The organism is Aminobacter sp. 01T433 (assembly GCF_056398585.1).
Map to the genome: position 1 here is coordinate 1 of NZ_JBFTPR010000037.1, position 18662 is coordinate 18662.

Annotated in this window: 19 protein-coding genes; 9 read left to right on the forward strand and 10 right to left on the reverse strand. The window is 58.9% G+C overall.

The annotated features are described in order from the left end of the window. The coding region (locus tag AC1DLV_RS29570) for an autoinducer binding domain-containing protein (RefSeq protein WP_476836331.1) at positions 1-616 on the reverse strand (616 nt) is incomplete at its 3' end. A 143-nt stretch (positions 617-759) separates the two neighbouring features. On the opposite strand from AC1DLV_RS29570, the gene AC1DLV_RS29575 reads away from it, so the two are divergent. Further along, on the forward strand, positions 760-1032 hold the full coding sequence (locus tag AC1DLV_RS29575; protein WP_476803247.1) for a transposase: 273 nt from the start codon (positions 760-762) through the stop codon (positions 1030-1032). Here the strand turns inward: AC1DLV_RS29575 and AC1DLV_RS29580 are convergent. The 5 genes from AC1DLV_RS29580 to AC1DLV_RS29600 all read right to left on the reverse strand — a co-directional run bounded on the left by AC1DLV_RS29580 (position 1029) and on the right by AC1DLV_RS29600 (position 8040). Continuing rightward, positions 1029-1418: a SpoIIAA family protein gene (locus tag AC1DLV_RS29580; protein ID WP_476803246.1), complete on the reverse strand. Its 390-nt coding sequence runs from the start codon at positions 1416-1418 to the stop codon at positions 1029-1031. The genes AC1DLV_RS29575 and AC1DLV_RS29580 overlap by 4 nt on opposite strands. 185 nt (positions 1419-1603) lie before the next feature. Next, positions 1604-1975, reverse strand: coding sequence for a hypothetical protein (locus AC1DLV_RS29585; RefSeq protein ID WP_476836332.1), 372 nt, complete (start codon positions 1973-1975; stop codon positions 1604-1606). Positions 1976-2410: 435 nt separating this feature from the next. Then, a complete protein-coding gene (locus AC1DLV_RS29590) occupies positions 2411-4867 on the reverse strand; it encodes a phosphoketolase family protein (RefSeq protein WP_476803244.1) in 2457 nt (818 codons plus the stop codon). Positions 4868-5187: 320 nt separating this feature from the next. Further along, entirely contained in the window at positions 5188-6522 is a 1335-nt protein-coding gene (locus tag AC1DLV_RS29595; protein WP_476803243.1) for a glucoamylase family protein, read from the reverse strand. 600 nt (positions 6523-7122) lie between these two features. After that, a complete protein-coding gene (locus AC1DLV_RS29600; protein ID WP_476803242.1) occupies positions 7123-8040 on the reverse strand; it encodes a LysR family transcriptional regulator in 918 nt (305 codons plus the stop codon). Positions 8041-8159: 119 nt separating this feature from the next. Here AC1DLV_RS29600 and AC1DLV_RS29605 point away from each other — a divergent pair, with 119 nt between their 5' ends. From AC1DLV_RS29605 to AC1DLV_RS29620, 4 genes are read left to right on the forward strand one after another with little or no spacing between them, the layout of a single operon-like run. Next, complete coding sequence (locus tag AC1DLV_RS29605; RefSeq protein ID WP_476789361.1) at positions 8160-9158, forward strand: dipeptidase; 999 nt, start codon at positions 8160-8162, stop codon at positions 9156-9158. 30 nt (positions 9159-9188) lie between these two features. Next, positions 9189-10151 carry an ABC transporter substrate-binding protein gene (locus AC1DLV_RS29610; protein ID WP_476803271.1) on the forward strand — a complete coding sequence of 321 codons (963 nt, stop codon included), beginning with the start codon at positions 9189-9191 and terminating at the stop codon, positions 10149-10151. Beyond that, entirely contained in the window at positions 10136-10948 is an 813-nt protein-coding gene (locus AC1DLV_RS29615; RefSeq protein ID WP_476803240.1) for an ABC transporter ATP-binding protein, read from the forward strand. Before AC1DLV_RS29610 ends, AC1DLV_RS29615 begins: the two co-directional genes overlap by 16 nt. 3 nt (positions 10949-10951) lie before the next feature. Continuing rightward, positions 10952-11854, forward strand: coding sequence for an ABC transporter permease (locus AC1DLV_RS29620; RefSeq protein ID WP_476803239.1), 903 nt, complete (start codon positions 10952-10954; stop codon positions 11852-11854). A gap of 710 nt (positions 11855-12564) precedes the next feature. Here AC1DLV_RS29620 and AC1DLV_RS29625 read toward each other — a convergent pair. After that, positions 12565-13503 (reverse strand): LysR family transcriptional regulator, encoded by a 939-nt coding sequence (locus AC1DLV_RS29625; protein WP_476803238.1) that lies wholly within the window; start codon positions 13501-13503, stop codon positions 12565-12567. A gap of 79 nt (positions 13504-13582) precedes the next feature. Here AC1DLV_RS29625 and AC1DLV_RS29630 point away from each other — a divergent pair, with 79 nt between their 5' ends. The 3 genes from AC1DLV_RS29630 (at position 13583) to AC1DLV_RS29640 (ending at position 15981) form a co-directional block, all read left to right on the forward strand. Continuing rightward, complete coding sequence (locus AC1DLV_RS29630; RefSeq protein WP_476836333.1) at positions 13583-14764, forward strand: serine hydrolase domain-containing protein; 1182 nt, start codon at positions 13583-13585, stop codon at positions 14762-14764. Positions 14765-14806: 42 nt separating this feature from the next. Continuing rightward, positions 14807-15640 (forward strand): SDR family NAD(P)-dependent oxidoreductase, encoded by an 834-nt coding sequence (locus AC1DLV_RS29635; RefSeq protein WP_476803236.1) that lies wholly within the window; start codon positions 14807-14809, stop codon positions 15638-15640. A 104-nt stretch (positions 15641-15744) separates the two neighbouring features. Then, entirely contained in the window at positions 15745-15981 is a 237-nt protein-coding gene (locus AC1DLV_RS29640; protein ID WP_476803235.1) for a hypothetical protein, read from the forward strand. A 9-nt stretch (positions 15982-15990) separates the two neighbouring features. Here the strand turns inward: AC1DLV_RS29640 and rsgA are convergent, their stop codons facing one another. From rsgA to AC1DLV_RS29655, 3 genes are all read right to left on the reverse strand, one after another. Next, on the reverse strand, positions 15991-16977 hold the full coding sequence (rsgA, locus tag AC1DLV_RS29645; protein ID WP_476803234.1) for a ribosome small subunit-dependent GTPase A: 987 nt from the start codon (positions 16975-16977) through the stop codon (positions 15991-15993). Between the two features lie 147 nt (positions 16978-17124). Next, positions 17125-17280, reverse strand: coding sequence for a hypothetical protein (locus AC1DLV_RS29650; protein WP_476789641.1), 156 nt, complete (start codon positions 17278-17280; stop codon positions 17125-17127). 362 nt (positions 17281-17642) lie between these two features. Beyond that, on the reverse strand, positions 17643-18191 hold the full coding sequence (locus AC1DLV_RS29655; RefSeq protein ID WP_476836334.1) for an IclR family transcriptional regulator: 549 nt from the start codon (positions 18189-18191) through the stop codon (positions 17643-17645). Here AC1DLV_RS29655 and AC1DLV_RS29660 point away from each other — a divergent pair. Then, on the forward strand, positions 18190-18662 hold a 473-nt coding region (locus AC1DLV_RS29660; protein WP_476836335.1), incomplete at its 3' end, for a DUF1326 domain-containing protein. The two genes, AC1DLV_RS29655 and AC1DLV_RS29660, sit on opposite strands and share 2 nt — an antisense overlap.

Genomic DNA, 18662 nt, shown 5'->3' on the forward strand with positions numbered 1-18662 from the left:
CTAGGGTCGGGCCGCGTTCGGGTTCAAGTCGTCCTTCAAGCCGACAAATTGTCTGAAAAGCTTTCAAGCATAGAACTTCAACAAGGGGCCGCTCGGATGGCGACAACTCTATTCGCTCCCCAGCAGCACTCACCGCCACCGGTCCGTGAAACGGGATGTGAATAGGGACGCAAAGCCCGTCTTTCATTGCGAAATCCCGTGCCTCGTCCATAACCAGCTTTGCACGTGGCGACATGAATTCGGGCTGCAAGTCGCTCCAGAGGAAGGGAAAGGCTCGATGCCTGCATCGAGCGACGCAAGGGTCATGTTGAAAATGCCCCTCTTCGAGATAGCGACGGTACCACTCCTGACGCCATCCATCGCAGACGATCGCGCGTTGCCAATGTTGGTCCTGGCGAACCGGAAGCCCCGTGATCAGCACGTCGCTGAAGCCGAAGCGGGCAAGCTGGCCTTGGAGGGCTTTCAGGACGTCGGCTGTCGTCTTTTCCTCCACAATACGAGAGGCGGCCTGCCCAAGTTCGAGGATTAGTCTTTCGTCTCGGATCAGTATCGCATGCCTCCCAAAATCTGGACAACATTCAGCAAGAAATCCTAACTTGAGACGAAATGTTTTCAATATAACGAAGGTATTATTAAAAACGTATTTTCACCAAATTAACGTACTATCGCACAGTGCGGTCAATAGCCATTTCTTGTCTTAGCGCTGTCTTTGATAGCAACCTAGAAAGTATCATGTTTTTGCTTCGGAAATCGGGAGCAATGCTGCTCGCTGATCTCGGGTTTGACGCTAATTGCATCAGGACATTTGTGAGCAAGCACGGCGCATGGGCGAACATTCCGCCGAGACGGAGCCAATCTGCTTTAGCCGCCACCTCTATCGTGCGCGCAATTTTGGTCGAGCAGTTCTTCAGCAAGATCAAGCAGCGTCGGCGCCTCGCGACGCGCTATGACAAGCTCGCGGCGAATTACCTCGCCTTCATCCAACTAGCATCCAACAGGCTGTGGCTGCGTGTTAATGAGTCCACGCCCTAGGAGCCTGGGTCTGTGGGCTGCGAGCGGCTCAAGACCCATTGTTTCGCGGCTTCAATATCGCCTGATCTAAACTTCTTAATTTCCGCAGCGACGAAATGTGACGCCAAGTTCTCCGCGACCGTCCCGAGGGAAGAATCGGTTACAAGGGCGACTTTCCTGACTTGCTTATGATGGTCCCGCACGAACCGGAAATGAGCTGCCATCGCCCCGATGCTCTCCCATCCGGGGAACTCAGCAGCTTCAATGATGATCCCACCGAGGGTGCCCCCAGTCGCTATGTGCGGATCGACCGTCTTTGCGAGTTGCACGAAATCGCTTTCCGATAAAGACGACCTTGGCCGGATGAACAAGATGGAATTTTCGGGATCGAGTATGTGATTAAGCATCGCCTGCTCCTCTTCCGACGCACGAGACCTGCGTGGTGGTGAGGTTCTCTGACCAGCGTCCCTTGTCCACCATCACCGGCCACTAAGGAATGATCTGATGGCTGTTGGAACCTTCAGAACGCCTCGTGAACCTCTCAAAAAAAGTGGCCTGAATGGGTCGAAACGCGACCTCATCGCACCAGAATCTAGCGTTGCAAGTAGAATGCCTTGCCAGCGGCACGTAATTGCTCGAGCGTTTGCCCTGCGCAACTACCTGAATTATCTTTACCTACCTGCTGTGGCGTTCCAGTTAGCGTGATCGTTCCGGCCTGCCCAGTCTGCGATACATAGACGGCAACCCTGTCTTGAGAAATCTTTGATAGATAAAACGCATGGTGAATCCCTCCGATTTCGCAATATATCACGAATGGGAAATCAGCATAATTTATTTCATCAGAAACACTTCTGTAAACATTGATCGACAAGGCACAGAATATTGTGAGTAACGTTAGTGATATTTTTTTGACGATAACACAGTAGCTAAACCTAAGACCTTCCAAGTGAGCGATCTTTGACATTTCTTGGAACCCCCTTGATTCACTCTGAGAAATTGGCTGTTCTAGTATGGGTCCGCACTCTGCGATCATCATAGGCTTTCGCCCGATGACGGTGAGAATGATATTACCACTAATCTAGTCAAAACCCACGAGCGATTGGCCATGGCGTTAGGCCAAAAACGAAGGCGGGCTGCTGCCGCCAGCCTCGCGGGGACACCCATGCACGGCCTCAGTCGAAGATGTGGTATGGAACCTCGGCTCCGAAGGGGAGCCACGAGCAAAGCCCAGGAGATGGGTTGGTCGTTGGAGACGCCGACGATAAGGCCGCATCTACCTTTAAGCAGCTTGGCCTTGGCGGAGGAAAAGGCATCACTATCCAACCGTTGCGTCAAGCAGGGTCAGAGTCTGCCGCGCGATCATCAGTTACGAATACGTTCACCTCCTACCCTCCCTGGCTTAGAGGTTGTCCGCCTCCGTCGACCGAAGCTCCGCCAAGCTCGCCTTTCCCCACGTCCAACCGGCGATTTCAGGCATGTCGTCGCCATGAAGGGCGATGTACTCCCTATGCTCTATCAGCTTGTTGCGGATAGCCTGCTTGAAATAGGCGGCACGAGCTCCGAGTTGCGGCAGCCGATCGATGACATCTTGCACGAGGTGGAATCGATCCATCTCGTTTAGAACCACCATGTCGAAGGGCGTCGTTGTCGTGCCTTCTTCCTTGTAGCCGCGGACGTGGAGGTTACTGTGGTTCGTCCGGCGGTAAGTCAGGCGGTGGATCAGCCACGGATAACCGTGGAAGGCAAAGATGATTGGCTTGTCCTTGGTGAACAACGCATCGAAATCGCGGTCAGGCAAGCCATGCGGGTGTTCTTCCGGCGGCTGCAGTTTCATCAAGTTCACTACGTTGACCACGCGCACCTTCAACTCTGGCAGGTGCTGGCGTATCAAGTCCACTGCCGCGAGCGTCTCAAGCGTTGGCACGTCACCGCAACACGCCATGACCACGTCAGGCTCGTAGCCCTTGTCGTTGCTCGCCCATTCCCAGATGCCGAGGCCTGCAGTGCAGTGCTTGACGGCTTGATCCATCGTCAGCCATTGCGGCGCTGGTTGCTTACCAGCAACCACAACATTCACGTAGTTGCGGCTGCGCAGGCAATGATCGGTCACCGACAGCAGCGCATTGGCGTCAGCCGGTAGGTAGACCCGGATCACCTCGGCTTTCTTGTTCACGACGTGGTCGAGAAATCCGGGGTCCTGATGGCTGAAGCCATTGTGGTCCTGTCGCCATACGTGCGAACTCAGGAAGTAGTTGAGCGAGCCGATGGGCCGACGCCATGGGATTTCATGGCACACTTTCAGCCATTTGGCGTGCTGGTTGAACATTGAATCGATGATGTGGATGAAGGCCTCGTAACACGAGAAGAATCCGTGTCGGCCAGTCAACAGATAGCCCTCAAGCCAACCCTGGCATTGGTGTTCGCTGAGTACCTCCATCACGCGCCCATCCGGCGAAAGATGATCGTCTTCTGAATAGATTTCCGCCATGTAGCATCGGTTTGTAACCTCCAGAACGTCTTGCCAACGATTGGAGTTGTTCTCATCCGGGCTGAACAGACGGAAATTCTTGCTCTCCAGGTTAAGCTTCATGACGTCGCGGAGAAATTTGCCCATTTGCCGTGCAGACTCGGCCGTTGTCGCCCCAGGGCTAGGCACAGACACCGCATATTCGCGGAAGTCCGGCATCTTCAGGTCGCGTAACAGCAACCCGCCATTTGCTTGCGGATTGTCGCTCATCCGGCGATGCCCCGTTGGAGCGAGCTTCGCAAGCTCGGACTTGAAGCGACCATTGTCGTCGAACAGTTCTTCGGGTCGGTAACTCTTCATCCACTGCTCGAGAACGAGGATGTGCTCCGGCTTATCCATATCGCTCATGGGCACCTGGTGAGCACGCCAGTAGTCTTCGCATTTCTTGCCGTCGATTTCGGGAGGACAGGTCCAGCCCTTGGGCGTGCGGAACACGATCATCGGCCACGCTGGACGTTTCAGATTGCCGTTGTTGCGGGCATCGGCCCAAATCTCCTTGATTTCAGCAACAATGGTATCGAGAACGCCTGCCAGCTGCTGGTGGACGTCAGCGGGATCGTGTCCCTCCACAAAATAGGGCGCATAGCCCATCCCTTCGAAGAATTTTCGAAGTTCATCGTGCGGAATGCGGGCAAGGAAACACGGATTCGCGATCTTGTAGCCATTGAGGTGCAGGATGGGCAGCACACAGCCATCACGGGCGGGGTTCAGGAATTTGTTGCTTTGCCAGCCGGTGGCTAGCGGCCCCGTTTCGGCTTCGCCGTCACCCACAAGACAGGCGACAATCAGATCCGGATTGTCGAAGGCTGCTCCATAAGCATGGCTCAAGGCATAGCCAAGCTCGCCGCCTTCATGAATGCTGCCAGGCGTTTCCGGGGCAACGTGACTGGGTATGCCGCCTGGGAAACTGAACTGCTTGAACAATCGCTTCAAGCCCTCTGTGTTCTGACTGATATTTGGGTACACTTCGCTGTAGGTACCCTCCAGGTAAGCGTGAGCGACCAGAGCAGGCCCGCCGTGACCTGGGCCAATGATGTTGATCATGTTGAGGTCATCACGCTTGATGACCCGATTGAGGTGGGCGTAGAGCATGTTCAAACCCGGAGTTGTGCCCCAATGGCCGAGTAGCCGTAGCTTGATGTGCTCGCGCCTTAGCGGCTCTTTCAACAACGGGTTTTCAAAAAGATAGATTTGACCGACGGACAGATAGTTGGATGCCCGCCAATAGGCGTCCAGCGCCCGAAGTTCGGCCCCCGAAAGGGGATCAGTGACCGTCGGCTCCCTGCCTGCGATGCGTGTTTGCGATGTTGCGATTTTCGTAGAGGCCATGGGTCACTCCTCTCGCAATGTCAGGATTTCTTACACGGGTCAGTCGGGCGTATTCGGATACTCTCACGCTAGCAATATGGCGGAGCCTCTTTGGGCGTCTGTACTAGTGCATGTTCTGGCGCGGCCGCCGCGGCAGGTTAGTCCAACTTTGGCGAAAGCGCCCGGATTTTCGTGGAGAAACGCAATACCGGGTGGCGTTCTGCATCAGCAAACATGGAAGACCACCACAGCATCGCCCGTTACCGGAGAAGGCAAAGGAGCGCGTGATCATTCATTTTACACAGCGTGAACCAGCGAAGCGTCGTTGAAAGTCGCGGGATTCAATCGGCTAGCTGCGACAGCCACCCGCCTGAAAAGCCTGCGCGGCGCAATCCGACGAGAATAGGCGTGCAACGGCGCATAATGTCCCACAACAAGCCCGTCCTGTAGTTTTCGATCGCCAGCACGACCGGTCCTTGGTCGATGCCGAAATGATAAGGGGATATCCACCAGCCGGTAGGGCTATCTTCCACAGCAAACGACTGATTGAACGAGGGTCTGAACCCATAAAGCCGCGTCATTCCAAGGTTCATCTGTGCAAAATTGCGGATCGTCGGCACGACGATCTCGGGAGCGAATGGCAACGAGGCGATGACGACCCAGGGTGCGACCGTGCCATCGTCGGGGCCGAATGGCGCACCGCGCGCGCTGTAGTCAAAGAATTGCCGCTCAACGCCGTTCATCATCCGAGTGGTCCATCCCGGCCCATCACACGCCGTAAATCCCCAACAATACTGTCCATAGCCGACAAAGTTCATTGGATTGCGAACCGCATACTCCTGCTGCACATAAGTCGCTTGCCGGCTGTTCTCGAAATAGTCGCTTTCGCGCCGGCGCATGAACTCGTCGCGGATACCTCGAAAATCCACCCACAGGTGCGATAGCTGATGGGTGAATAGAGGCCCCGAAGGAAGCAACTCGCGACCGTAGATGTTTTTCCATTCGTAGGTCGCCGTGTACGCTGCATAGCTCTCCGGCTCCAATGGATGGGTCGGCGAACCCAGACCGAGGAAATACAGCAGCAAGCCCTCGTCGTAGCCGCGCCAGCGGTAAGGGATGAAGCCGTCTTCCGGCCTCCAGCCGTGCGTCAACGTGGGTTCGCCGTTGCAGGCCCAGTTCCAGTCCGCCCGTTCATAAAGCTCATTGGCAAGCAGGCGGATTTCAACTTCCTCGTCGGTATCGCGATCGAAATAGGTGGCCGCTGTCAGAGCGCCCGCGAAGAGGAAGGCTGAATCGATGGTGGACAGCTCGCATTGCCAGACACGGCGTCCGGTTTCGATGTCGAGAAAATGGTAGAAGAAGCCTTTGTAGCCTGAAGCATCCGGTTGGGTTCCCTGAGGCAACTCCAGAAGGTATCGCAATCGCCTGCGAGCGATCTTGGCCGCAGATTCGCGGATCATCACGCCCCGTTCTATGACTACCGGAACCGTCGCCAATGCCATCCCGATTGCCGCGATGCTTGCGGGAGCGGTCGGTTCCGTTTTGTCGCGCACGAGACCGTTGTCTGGGTTAGTGACCTGTAGATAATACAGCAACGTCGTGAACTGCAGCCGACCGAGGTCCCCGTCGGTCAGTGGCCGATCCAAGTCAGCATCCGTTGAGGTCAATTCGGACATGCCGTGAGCTCCCGGTCAGCCGCGTATATCGCCTCCATGCACGGGCACAACACGACCAAACCAAGTAGATCGAAGCATAGACTAAAACCCGTCTGAATGCCTGAGTTATCGCTACCGGGCTGCGCAATCGCAAACTGACTTGTCGATTAGAAATGCGAGCGTCGACCGATCCGCAAAGGCGGCTGGGATTGGCAACGTGCGCAATGGTCCTCATCTGATAGTTTGTCAGGTAAAGACCGCTCCTGGCTCACCTCTGGCCTGCCTACTGACTATGTCTGTGATCCAGGCCGGATCACAGTACCCCTTCTAGGGTAAGTTCTCCGGAGGTCACGGTTCGTCGTATATACGGCATTCATCATCCAGTTCTCTAATGCATCCCAAGCCCTATTCGCTGCTAGAAGGCACGCCTATCGCCTTTCCGGCCAGGCCTGTTTGCAAGGACGTGTTGACCATGCCTCAAAGACGCTATGGCGTTGGCGCGCTGAGCGCATTCGCTCGCGCCGGGTTCGAGACTGCTCGCCTAGCCTCACGGCCACACCCCCCATGGCCTGGCGGGTGGTGCCACTGGTGCCGGGCGAAGCCCCGCTAAGCTGACCGCGACTACGCCATCCTCAACGGACGCGGCTTGAGATGGCTCAGAAGTGCGTCGAGGAAGACCCGTGTCTTGCGCGGCATGAGCTGCCTGCTCGGAAAGACGGCGCGTACCATCGCTGGAGACAGTCGCCACGCTGGCAGGAGGCGGATGAGTTCGCTGGTCTCAAGATAAGGGCGTGCGAAAAGGTCCGGCATCGCCGTGATGCCGGCACCCGCCCGCGCCAGGCGGAGAAGCAGTTCGTAGGAATTCGCCGAAACCCGTCGTCCCGACATATCGACCGGGACCGATTGAGCGTCCTTGTTCAGAACCCAGCCCACCGGGATTCCGTCAGAAAGCAGCGCAAGGATGTCGTGCCGCCCAAGAGCCTCTGGGGTGTCGGGCTTTCCGGCGCGGTCCGTGTATAGCGGAGACGCATAGAGGCCGATGCCAAGGTCGACCAGATGCCGCGTGGTCAGCCGAAGGTCCTGGGTTTCCCCGCCGATCCGTATGGCGAGATCGAAGCCGTCGGCAACGACATCGATATAGCGAGGTGAAAGGTCCAGTTCGAGTTGGATTTCGCTGTAGGCCTTGCTGAAGTCCGCCAGCATAGGGGCGAGCGAAATTGCGGCGAGGTCACCGGGAACGGAGACACGCAGTCGTCCGGAAGGTGTCACCTGCCGGTGCTCGGCGACCGCCATGACGGCCTCCACCTCATGGATGATCTGCTCAGACGGAATGAGGATGCGTTGGCCCATCTCGGTCAGGATGTTGCGGCGCGTCGTGCGTTGAAGCAGGCGTTCGCCCAGCTGACTTTCAAGAGCGGAGATGCGCCGAGAGACGGTGGACTTGGGCACGCCAAGCCGTTCGGCCGCCGCACTGAAGCTTCCCGTCTCGGCGACGCGCGCGAAAATCATCAGATCGAATGGGTCAGGAGTGGTCGGCATGGCTGGTCTTGAATTGTTTCAAATATGAAACAATCAAACCCATTCCCGCCAATAGCGCAACAGCGAGATTGCCGATTAGCTGACGCCATGAACTTCATTGATCATTAGGTGCAGACGAAGTGACTGTTTCAGCCAGCAACCTCATCACCAAGGCTGTCGTCTGGGAAAGCGCGGTGGGCTGGACCCCTGAGTGTCTTGATGAAGGGCCCGATATGCTGGTCCGATATCGCGACGCCGGTTTCTCCTTCCTCTCGCTCACTATAGGCGCGGATTGGGACCGGCCGGAGCCCACATTCCGGCACCTGTCCCAACAAAGGCGCTGGTTCGAACAGCGCGCCCACGATTACCAGCTCATCGAAACCACCGCGGACATTCGTGCGGCCAAGCGGTCGGGCAAAATGGCGATCGGTTTCCACCTGCAAGGCGCCGGCCCGGCCGCCCATGAGCCGGCCATGATCGACAGCTGGTACCGGCTCGGCATCCGTTGGATGATCGTGGCATACAATACCCGCAACCCCCTTGGCGACGGCTGCCACGAGCCCTCTGACGCAGGACTTTCCATGTTGGGCCGCGCCTTCGTGGCTGAAGCGAACCGCGTCGGGATGATGCTCGACGCAAGTCACGCCGGCGTCAACACCTCACTCGACATCATCGAACTATCCGAAAAGCCGGTGGTGTTTTCACATTCGAGCGTCCGTGCGTTGAAGAACCATGAACGCAACATCGACGACATTCAGATCAAGGCACTTGCCAGGCGTGGTGGCGTGATTGGTATCAACTCTATCGGCGCCTTTTTGACAGACGACAACCGATCGGACGTCTCGGCACTCATGCGCCATATCGACTACATCGCCCAACTCGTCGGGCCCGAGCATGTCGGCCTCGGCCTCGACACTGTTTTCTACCAGCCCTTCATGACCAAGCTCTACGATTCCGGTCCGATGATGGCGTTGCGCGGCTATCCGCGTCCGCCCTGGGCCGATGTCAAACCCGAAGTCCTGCCCGAGCTGGTCGAGGCGCTGGAACGCCATGGCTATTCAGAGACTGCCATACTTGGCGTGCTGGGCGAAAATTTCCTGCGGGTCGCCGAACAGAACTGGCGTCCCTCCATCGTGTAGTCCCAACCTTAGGAGCGTGTCGTGAAATTGATGAAGTGGCTGGTCGCCGCAGCCTTGCTCACCGCCGTAAATGGCACAGCCCTAGCTGACCCGAAGCTGGTCGAAATCGCCAGCTTCGGCGAACACCCAGCACTCAATCAAGTCGCCGAAGGCTTCAAGACCCGGATGACGGAATTGGGCTACGTCGAAGGCAAGGATGTCACCTACGGCTTCCAGCACGCCAATTTCGACCGCAGCCTAGTCCCGCAGATCCTGCAACAGGTGGAGGCCAAACATCCGGCGCTCATCCTTGCCATTACCACAGGACTCAACCAGGCGGCGGTGCGCGGCATTACCGACAAGTCGATCCCGGTCGTGTTCGGCGCGGTCGTGGACCCGGTCGTGGCAGGCATTGTGCCGGATTGGCAGCATGGTTCGGCATGGAGTTCAGGCGCGTCGATGCTGCCGGATTTCGACGCTTCCTTCGACTATCTCAAAAAAGTGGTGCCGGGCGTCAAGAAGGTCGGAACCCTGTTCAACCCGGGTGAAGACAACGACACCTCCAACATGGAGCTAATCCACAAGGCAGCCGCCATGGCCGGGATCGAGGTTGTCGGCGTGCCGGTCGACAATGCCAACGACCTGCCCCAGCGTGTCCAGACCTTCGCCGGGCAGGTGGATGCCATCTTCCTCATTCAGTCCAACGTAGTGCAGACCTCGGTGCCGGTCGTGGCGCAGGTGGCGCAACGCATCAAGCTGCCGCTGTTCAACTCGGTCTACGCCCCCGACCTCAAGGACCAGCTCGCCGGCTTCCACGCCATCTCCTATCGCAAGAATGGCGAGCATGCCGCCGATATCGCCGACCGAATCCTCAAGGGCGAGAAGCCGGCCGACATCGCGCCCTATGTTCCGAAAAGCGAAGACTTCGACGCCTACGTCAGCCCCAAGGGCCTTGCAGCCGTCGGCCTGCCGGTTCCGGAAGCGCTCAAGGACAGCCCATGGGTGCTCAAGTGACAACGGTGGGCATGCCCCTGCTTGTCTGCGCGGGGCTACGCAAGACGTTCAACGCCGGCCTCGCCGGCGCGCGGCCGGCGCTCGATGGGCTAGACCTTGCGCTCAATCGCGGCGACTTCGTCGTGATCATCGGCTCGAACGGCGCCGGTAAGTCGACGCTGCTCAACACCATAGCGGGCGCAATCGAGCCGGACGGTGGCTCGATCACCCTGGATGGCCGCGACATCACCCGTCTTGCGGCCCACCGTCGGGCAGGCATGATCTCGCGCGTGTTCCAGGACCCGATGGTTGGCACCGCTGCTGCGATGACCATCGAGGAAAACCTGGCGCTGGCCGAGCAACGCGGGCAGCGCCGGGGTTTTGCGCTCCATCTCGACGCCGGTAAGCGCGACCGCTACCGGGCGCTGCTCGCCGGCCTGTCGCTCGGCATGGAAGACCGTCTGTCGACACCGGTGGCTCAGCTCTCGGGCGGGCAACGCCAAGCCCTGTCCCTGATCATGGCATCACTGTCGCGCCCCTCACTGCTGCTGCTCGACGAGCATACGGCGGCATTGGACCCGCGCACCGCCGACCTGATCATGGCGACGACCCTGCGCATCGTCGCCGAACAGACACTCACCACGCTGATGGTCACCCACAATATGCGCCAGGCGATTGAGACCGGTAACCGGCTGGTGATGATGGACGCCGGCCGTATTCGCGACGACATCGGCGGCACCGAAAAAGCAACGCTCACGCCTGCCGACCTCGTCGAAAAGTTCAGAATAGAAAACGACCGCATGCTGCTCGGAACCTGACCAATGGACGTGATCCACGCCTATCTCAATCTCGTGCCGGTGACGCTGTCGCAAAGCCTCATCTATTCGTTCCTGGTGCTCGGCATTATGATCCCGTTCCGGCTGCTGAGCTTTCCCGACCTGACGAGCGAAGGTGCGTTCCCACTCGGCGGCTGTGTCTGCGCCACACTTTTGCTGGCGGGATATCCACCACTGTTTGCAACCGTTGTGGCGATGCTCGCCGGTGTCGGGGCGGGTGCGGCGACGGCATTGGTGCACCTGCGTTTCCGGATCAATTCGCTGCTGGCCGGCATCTTGGTCTTCACGGCACTCTACAGCCTGAACATGCGCATCCTTGGTCGCTCGAACATCGCCTTGTTCAACGCCGACAACATCTTCATGCAGATCAACCCTGCCATCCTGACCGACGTGTGGCTGCAGGTCGTCACATTCGTCGTACTGATCGGAGCGGTTCTGCTCGCATTGCGCTGGTATCTCGCCACGCAAGCAGGAGCCGCGCTGCGCGTCGTCGGCATAAATCCGGACTTGGCGCCATCGCTCGGCATCAGCATCTGGACATACACGATCGTTGGACTCGGCATCGCTTCTGGCCTGACTGCACTGGGGGGCGCGCTGATCGTACAATTGCAGGGCTATGCCGATGTCGGCATGGGTACCGGCATCCTGATCAATGGTCTTGCTTCGCTGGTGATCGGAGAGACAATTACCGGACGGCAGACAGTGACCCGGCAGTTGCTGGCGCCTGTCGTCGGAGCGGCGGTCTACTATCAGCTCGTGTCGCTGGCGCTATCGCTTGGACTGCAACCAAGCGACCTGAAGGTCGTGACCGCCGCCTTCGTGCTGGTGACCCTGGGACTCCCTATGTTGCGTGGACGGGGGGCCTTGCACGAAACCATGCGCGCCTAGTGCGATGACGACCTTCTGCAGCGGCGTTTACTTCGGTTACTGGCGCATTTGATGGGTGCGGCGCCGCGCGCCTACAACCAGCAAAGCTCCCTGATAAGCCGCGCCGCAAAAGCTGGCCTCGTTATGCTCTATCTCTTCATGATCGCCCTGGCGCTCTCGGGGCTGGTATGCCGCGTTGCGACTAGGCGCGTCCCCGTTTCGTTCCTCGGCATCCCTGTTCCAGCCGTTGCCGCCCCGGTTCAGGATCGGGAGCCGCCCCGAAGGCGGGCCTCCGGCATCGCGGCAGGCCACCGTCGAAAAGCGCATGAAGTACGCATTTGATCAAATGCGCAACTTGGCGCGCTTGGCCGTGGCCTGCGCAGCCTATTCAACAAAAAGCCGTCAGCTCAGTAGAACTCAATCTTGTCCTGACTGGGTAGATCGCAGTATCAATTCAAATTGTCACAATACGGGCTTGCATACCGTTCGGCCGTTGCCTGGCAGCTTGGGGGCCGGAACCGATCTGCCCGCTTCGGAGCTCTAAAAGGCGATAGCAGCCGGTCAACTTTCTGCAAAAGGCAGGAAGGCTCAGGAGAGCCCTGGCCCTCGCCGGGTCCGAGTCCAAGCCCTTCAACTAGAAAAAGGCCATTTGGTCATCACGATTGGTATTGCGGTCGCGCTCCCCACTTGCCGTAGCAGCTTGGCATACCACCTCCAGTAGGCCTCGCTGGCTAGTCAGGCGGCTTCATGCTTGACTTTACCTGACTGCCTCTAAACCAGTCGATGAATGCTCGCAGCTTTGCCGGCTGGAGGTCGCGAGATGGGAAGTAGATATGGAACTGCTGCGGTTCCGGCTCGTATGCATCAAGCACGCTGACCAGTTCGCCCGATTCAATCAGCGTTTCCTCCGTAGCCCGAAACCGTTGGGCCAATCCTAGCCCGGCGCGCGAAGCCAGCGCGAAATGTCGGTTGTCGTCCAGGATAAGCGCTGCAGCCGGGTCCAGTTGGATGGTGGCTTCGCCACGTCGGAACGTAAGAGGTTCCAGCCGACCACTCCCAGGAAAGCGATAACGGATGACCGCATGCTGGGATAGATCTTCAAGGGTCTGAGGCTCGCCCGCCCGCTCCAAGTATTCTTTGCTGGCAAGCATGGAGCGCCGCAGAGGTGGGCCAATTGGGACTGAGATCATGTCCAGTTCCAGGGCTCCTCTGAGACGTATGCCTGCATCGAATCCATTGCTAACGATGTCGGTTAGGCGGTCGTCCGTAGACAGTTCCAAGCGGATTGCTGGGTAGCGCCGAACGAAGGCGGCCAGGTCGGGCAGGATGCATATCTCCGCCGCGAGTCGCGACAGCGTAACTCTGAGGTGCCCGGACGGGTCGCCATCCGCTTCCTTGATCGCGTCTATTGCACCCGAGAGCAGATCAATCGGCCCTTCGATGGCTTCCAGCAAATGCCGCCCACGTTCGGTAAGCCGAACGCTGCGGCTCGTCCGATCGAACAGGCGTATCCCCATGCGAAGTTCAAGCTGTCGGATCGACTGGGAAACCGCCGAGACGGAGATGCCGAGCCGACCGGAGGCTGCTGTGAAACCACCAGCCTGCGCCACCGTGCGGAAAACAGGCAAAGCGGCCAGAGTGCTCGTATCCATCGTTAAGCCTGACTTCATGGTGCTTCCGGAAATATGCTCATTTTACTGGACAATTGTCGAGGCTATTTTCCCTTTTGAAGAGATTGGGAGATTGAGCATGTCACTGGAAGCCGCTACTCGGTCCGCAGCAAGCGCGGGCTCTGCGCAGCAACCGTTCCTCGAAATGATTGGGATGCTTGATGACGCCATCGATAGCGCTCTCCTAGACGAGCGCATCGTGGGATGCGTGGCCCTGGTTTCAGAAGCAGGCCGCATCGTATTCAAACGCGCCGCCGGGTTTGCCGACCGCGAAGCAGGAAGTCCGATGCAAATCGACACCCCGTTCCGCCTCGCTTCCCTCACCAAACCGTTCACGACCATGGCAGCGTTGAAGCTGATTGAGGCCGGACTGCTCTCCGCCGACGATCCGGTCGACAAATGGTTGCCAGAATTTGCTTCCAGGAACGCCAATGAAGGGGCAGCGAGCATCACTGTGGCCCACCTGATGTCGCACACGGCAGGTCTCGACTACGGCTTCCAGCAGGAAAGGAATGGGGTCTACGCCGGATCAGGCATCTCGGACGGGCTCGATGAAGCCGATCTCTCTCTCACCGACAACATCACTCGCATCGCCTCAATACCGCTGGGTAACGCACCCGGAGCGGTGTGGCGTTATTCGGTCGCTACCGACGTATTAGGCGGTGTGGTCGAAGCGGTTGCTTCCAGACCGCTGCCCAAGGCGATCGCCGATCTCGTGAATGTTCCCCTCGGCCTAACGGCGTCCTTCCTTGCCGCACCGGACGAATTGGCAACGCCTTACTATAGCGATGGGACTGCGTTGGTGCGCATGGAGGAGACAACGGAAGTACCGCTGCCAGCATACCTTGGTTCGGCGGTGCGGTTCGATCCCTCGCGGATCGGACGCACCAATGCCTTTCCATCTGGTGGCGCCGGCATGGCGGGAACCGCCCACGACATGATGCGGCTCCTTGAGGCATATCGCCATGGAGATTTCCTCTCTTCGGCGAGCCGGCAGGATGCCCGCCAGGTTCGCATCGGTGAGGAAGCCATGGCGCAGGGCCCTGGCTGGGGCTTTTCCTGGATGGGGGCGGTGCTGGTCGACACTACCGCGGCGAATTCAACTCTCTCGCCAGGAACCGTGTCGTGGGGCGGTGTCTACGGGCACTGGTGGTGCGTTGATTATCAGCGCGGCCGTATCGCGGTACTGCTGACGAACGCCGCCTACGAAGGGATGATTGGGCTTCTGCCCAAAGACGTCGCCAGGGCGCTTGGCAGCTAGCGAGCGCCACAGAACGAAGGGGGCCGCCGCGCGCCTTTTCCGGTGCACTCACACCGCCTTCATAAATGCCAACATAGGAGAGGGAAACTCGGGATGTTTGATTTTACAAACAGGGTCGCGCTGGTGGTCGGCGCCAGCCGGGGCATCGGCGCAGCGACAGCTAGGGCGTTTGATCAAGCTGGGGCTGCTGTCGTACTGGCTGGGCGGAACCAAGCGGCAATCGAGGAGGTGGCCAAGCAAATCCAGGCGGGCGGCGGTCGCGCCATTGCCGTCTCGGCCGACGTTACCAACCCCGAAAGTATGAAAGCGCTCGTCTCAAGGACAATCGAGACGTTCGGCGGCCTCGACGCCGCATTCAACAACGCGACCGATGGGCCCAGGCCCGCACCCTTGGCGGAGATTGAGGTCGAAGCGTTCGATCACGGCATTCGCACCAATATTCATGGCACGTTTTATGGAATGAAATTCCAGATCACGGCAATGCTGGAAAACGGCGGCGGCACTATCGTCAATATGGCTTCGACGGCCGGTGTCGAAGGTGTTTCGGGACTTTCCGCCTATGTGGCGGGAAAGGCGGGAATTGTCGGCCTCAGCCGCGTCGCGGCGCTCGACTATGCCGACAAGAATATCCGGGTGAACGTCGTGGCGCCGGGGCCAATTTTGACCCATCACCTGGAGGCCGCCGGCGAAGATGTGCAACGCATGGCCGCCATGGCCGTCCCGATGGGACGGTTAGGATCTGTCGCCGATGTCGCCAACGCAGTGCTTTGGCTCTCCTCGCCATCATCCGCATTCGTAACTGGCGCTGTTCTGCCCGTCGATGGCGGGCAGTTAGCCGGCCGGGTCATCAAATCGAACTTCAGGCGCGACGCCTAAGTGGGCGCTGCGTCGACCGGTGTTTCAGCCCGAATAGCTGCGTCGTTCACAAAGGCGAATGTCCTCGTTGGCGGCATCACTGACTGTCACACGAAGCAACCGTCATGAGCAATATGGAAAACAATCGCAAGCCCGATGAGCGCGTAACGAGCAGCAGCCACATTCGTATCGAGAATATGGCCGGCCATAGTCAACCGCTACGGCAAACTGGCATTGGCAGTCTAGCGCAACTGCCTTCAACGACAGCCTTGGGGACGATTTCGGACCGGCCTGTTTCAGGTTCGGAAGCATCAGAAGCGGACTTACTTCCCGACCCACAAAACGAGCTTGTCGTGGTTTGAGGGCAAGTTTCAGCGGCGGACCGGCCTGCGGGTGCTGAGAGTAGTATTCTCGTCATGCAGCTTACGCCAACGCGAGAAGCGTGCGGGATCGATCCGCCCGTCTTCGAGGGCAATGAGCACGGCGCAGGATGGTTCGTGGGTGTGCGTGCAATTGCTGAATTTGCACTGGGTCTCCAATTCGGTGATCTCGGCGAACACCACATCGAGACCGTCGGCCATCTCGCCGAGATGCAATGAGCGGATTCCAGGAGAATCCAGCACCCAGCCGCCGCCGGCAACCGGATGCAAAGAGCGCGCCGTCGTCGTATGCCGACCTGTGGAATCATGGGCGCGAATGGCACCGGTGAGTTGAGCGGTGCCCGAGCCGGTGGCCGCCAACGTGTTGACGAGAGTCGACTTTCCCACTCCCGAGGAACCGGTGAGCGCCACGGTCTTGCCCCGGCCGAACCAGGGCCGTAGCTTTGTCGGCGCGTCGGGCCGGCGAGGATCGACCACAACCACCGGGAGGTCCCGCGCCAGTGCAGCGGCCTGCGCGATGAAGGAACCCACATCCTCCTTCGTGTCGGCTTTGGTCAGAACCAGAACTGGCGCGATCTCACACTGCGCTGCCATGGCCAGATAGCGCTCGAGCCGCGGCACGCTGAAATCGCCATTGCAGGAGGTGACTATAAACAGCGCGTCGATATTGGCGCCGGACAGCTGAGTGCTGCGGTCACTCATGCGCCGGGCCAGGAGCGAGCTGCGCGCGAGGCGCCGTCGCACAAGGAAGCTGCCTGGTTCTGCAAGTACGAAGTCGCCCACCGCGTAGTCGCCACTTGCGCTGTTGGCCGGCAGAACGAGTTCGATCGGACCATTGGCGGAATGCCCGCTCATTCGTGCGCGGTGAATATTGGCGATGCGAACGGGTACGAGGTCGACCTCCTCCGCGCCGACCTGGTCACCGAAGAAGGAAGACCAGCCCAAAGCGATCAGTGCCTCGCGCGTCGTTTCAATCAATATCATTTTCCTTGTTAAGTCAGCAGCTGGCATGAGCGCATGACGCGGCTCCGCCGACGTTCAACGCTCCTTAGCACAGCGCAACCAACCACGCTTGCATGGCGTCAGGTGCCTTGGCCCGGTGGCAAGCAGGGCGCGACAGCAAATCTACTTCCCTCGCTTCTCGACCTTCAGGTCCGGAAGGCTGGGTCGCTTCGATTTAATCCCGGCCTCTTTCAAGGCCGTATATCCCACCTTTCTGAGGAGCTTCTCTGTTTTTGCACGCTCCTTGTCGCGAATACTCTGGCCTTTGATCTTCGGCATCGGTCCTCCAATTGGTGCGCTGTCGTTCGCTACCCAGTATACGGTCTGCTGAGCCGCGCCGGTGAATGCGAGGCTTGCACTTTTGTTTCTCGACGCGGTGCAACCAACCCGTGGCAGATCTCAACTCAATGTCTCGAAAATTGATGTCAAAGGTCGGGATAAGGCGCGTTGCGTCCGACCGATCTGGGACCGGAAGCAGCCCATCGGCTTTCAAGATCCTGTCGCCAGTAAGCGGCGGTTCCGTGGCGGAGAAACGCTTCGCATCGATATCCGAACCGAAGGATCGAGTCACTGGTGACTGAAGCAGACACGGCGCTGCGCATATATCGCTCGACTAAAGGCGTTCCTGATGAAAGCAGCGCCTAATTGACTTCCGACTGGTCGCGCAAGTTGGCGCTGACGGCACGAGCGGTCTCTCGAATAAGGGCCGGAAACGTTTTCACCGCTTTCTCTTCTGACCAGCGTGTACTGGGCACGGAAATGTTGATCGCGCCAAGCCCTCTACCCGAGGCATCTACGACGGGAGCGCCGAATGCAAGATCGGTCGGGAAAAACTGCTGAAACGCGGTTGCGTAACCGTCGGTACGAACTTGCTGCACAAGACGCCAAATCTCCTCGGGGTCCGTAACAGTCGTAGGGAGACGCGCTTCGATGCTGGAAGCATCCAAGAGACTGCGGGCCTCGTCACTTGGCAAGCACGAGAAATAGGCGCGCCCAGCCGAGCTACAATACATCGGCAAGCGTTGCCCCAAGGACATCGGCGCAACCAGTTGGCGCGCGCCAGGAAAGCGCGTGACACAGATCATATCGCTGCCACTCGGCTGGGCACAAGCGGACCAGCACGAACTGCTGGATTGCGACCCGGCATCGACGTATAATTCTGGTCCTGAATTTCTGGGAGGACCGGTCATGAATGCAGTGCCTCAATGGCGGCTCGCAGGCGATTGGTTCGACATCTGCAGCTGCGACATCCCTTGCCCTTGCGAGTTCGCACAGCGACCAACGGGTAATCACTGCCAAGGCGTGCTCGCCTGGCATGTGCGCGAGGGTCAGTATGGCGGCGTGAAGCTAGACGGCCTGACGCTCGTTGCACTCGGTGAATTCGAAGGCAATCTCTGGGCAGGCGAAGCAAAGGCCGTGATGGGCATGTACATCGACGAGAAGGCGAATGAGCGGCAGCGCGAAGCCCTGCAGGCGATCTTCGGCGGTCAGGCCGGCGGCTGGCCGGCCGGATTTGCGGCCAATATCGGCGAGATGCGTGGTATCGAGTTCGTGCCGATCAGTTTTGAGGTAGCGGGCGACCTCGCCACCTGGCGGGTCGAAATTCCCGGCCGTGTCGTCGGGCGCGCAGAAGCGCTTTCCGGTCCAACCACACCGCCCGG

Excerpts from the sequence above, each read along its gene's own strand:
- AC1DLV_RS29575 (WP_476803247.1), top strand. The coding sequence starts at position 760 with ATGCTGCTCGCTGATCTCGGGTTTGACGCTAATTGCATCAGGACATTT.
- AC1DLV_RS29580 (WP_476803246.1), bottom strand. The coding sequence starts at position 1,418 with ATGCTTAATCACATACTCGATCCCGAAAATTCCATCTTGTTCATCCGG.
- AC1DLV_RS29585 (WP_476836332.1), bottom strand. The coding sequence starts at position 1,975 with ATGTCAAAGATCGCTCACTTGGAAGGTCTTAGGTTTAGCTACTGTGTT.
- AC1DLV_RS29590 (WP_476803244.1), bottom strand. The coding sequence starts at position 4,867 with ATGGCCTCTACGAAAATCGCAACATCGCAAACACGCATCGCAGGCAGG.
- AC1DLV_RS29595 (WP_476803243.1), bottom strand. The coding sequence starts at position 6,522 with ATGTCCGAATTGACCTCAACGGATGCTGACTTGGATCGGCCACTGACC.
- AC1DLV_RS29600 (WP_476803242.1), bottom strand. The coding sequence starts at position 8,040 with ATGCCGACCACTCCTGACCCATTCGATCTGATGATTTTCGCGCGCGTC.
- AC1DLV_RS29610 (WP_476803271.1), top strand. The coding sequence starts at position 9,189 with ATGAAGTGGCTGGTCGCCGCAGCCTTGCTCACCGCCGTAAATGGCACA.
- AC1DLV_RS29615 (WP_476803240.1), top strand. The coding sequence starts at position 10,136 with ATGGGTGCTCAAGTGACAACGGTGGGCATGCCCCTGCTTGTCTGCGCG.
- AC1DLV_RS29620 (WP_476803239.1), top strand. The coding sequence starts at position 10,952 with ATGGACGTGATCCACGCCTATCTCAATCTCGTGCCGGTGACGCTGTCG.
- AC1DLV_RS29625 (WP_476803238.1), bottom strand. The coding sequence starts at position 13,503 with ATGAAGTCAGGCTTAACGATGGATACGAGCACTCTGGCCGCTTTGCCT.
- AC1DLV_RS29630 (WP_476836333.1), top strand. The coding sequence starts at position 13,583 with ATGTCACTGGAAGCCGCTACTCGGTCCGCAGCAAGCGCGGGCTCTGCG.
- AC1DLV_RS29640 (WP_476803235.1), top strand. The coding sequence starts at position 15,745 with ATGAGCAATATGGAAAACAATCGCAAGCCCGATGAGCGCGTAACGAGC.
- AC1DLV_RS29650 (WP_476789641.1), bottom strand. The coding sequence starts at position 17,280 with ATGCCGAAGATCAAAGGCCAGAGTATTCGCGACAAGGAGCGTGCAAAA.
- AC1DLV_RS29655 (WP_476836334.1), bottom strand. The coding sequence starts at position 18,191 with ATGACCGGTCCTCCCAGAAATTCAGGACCAGAATTATACGTCGATGCC.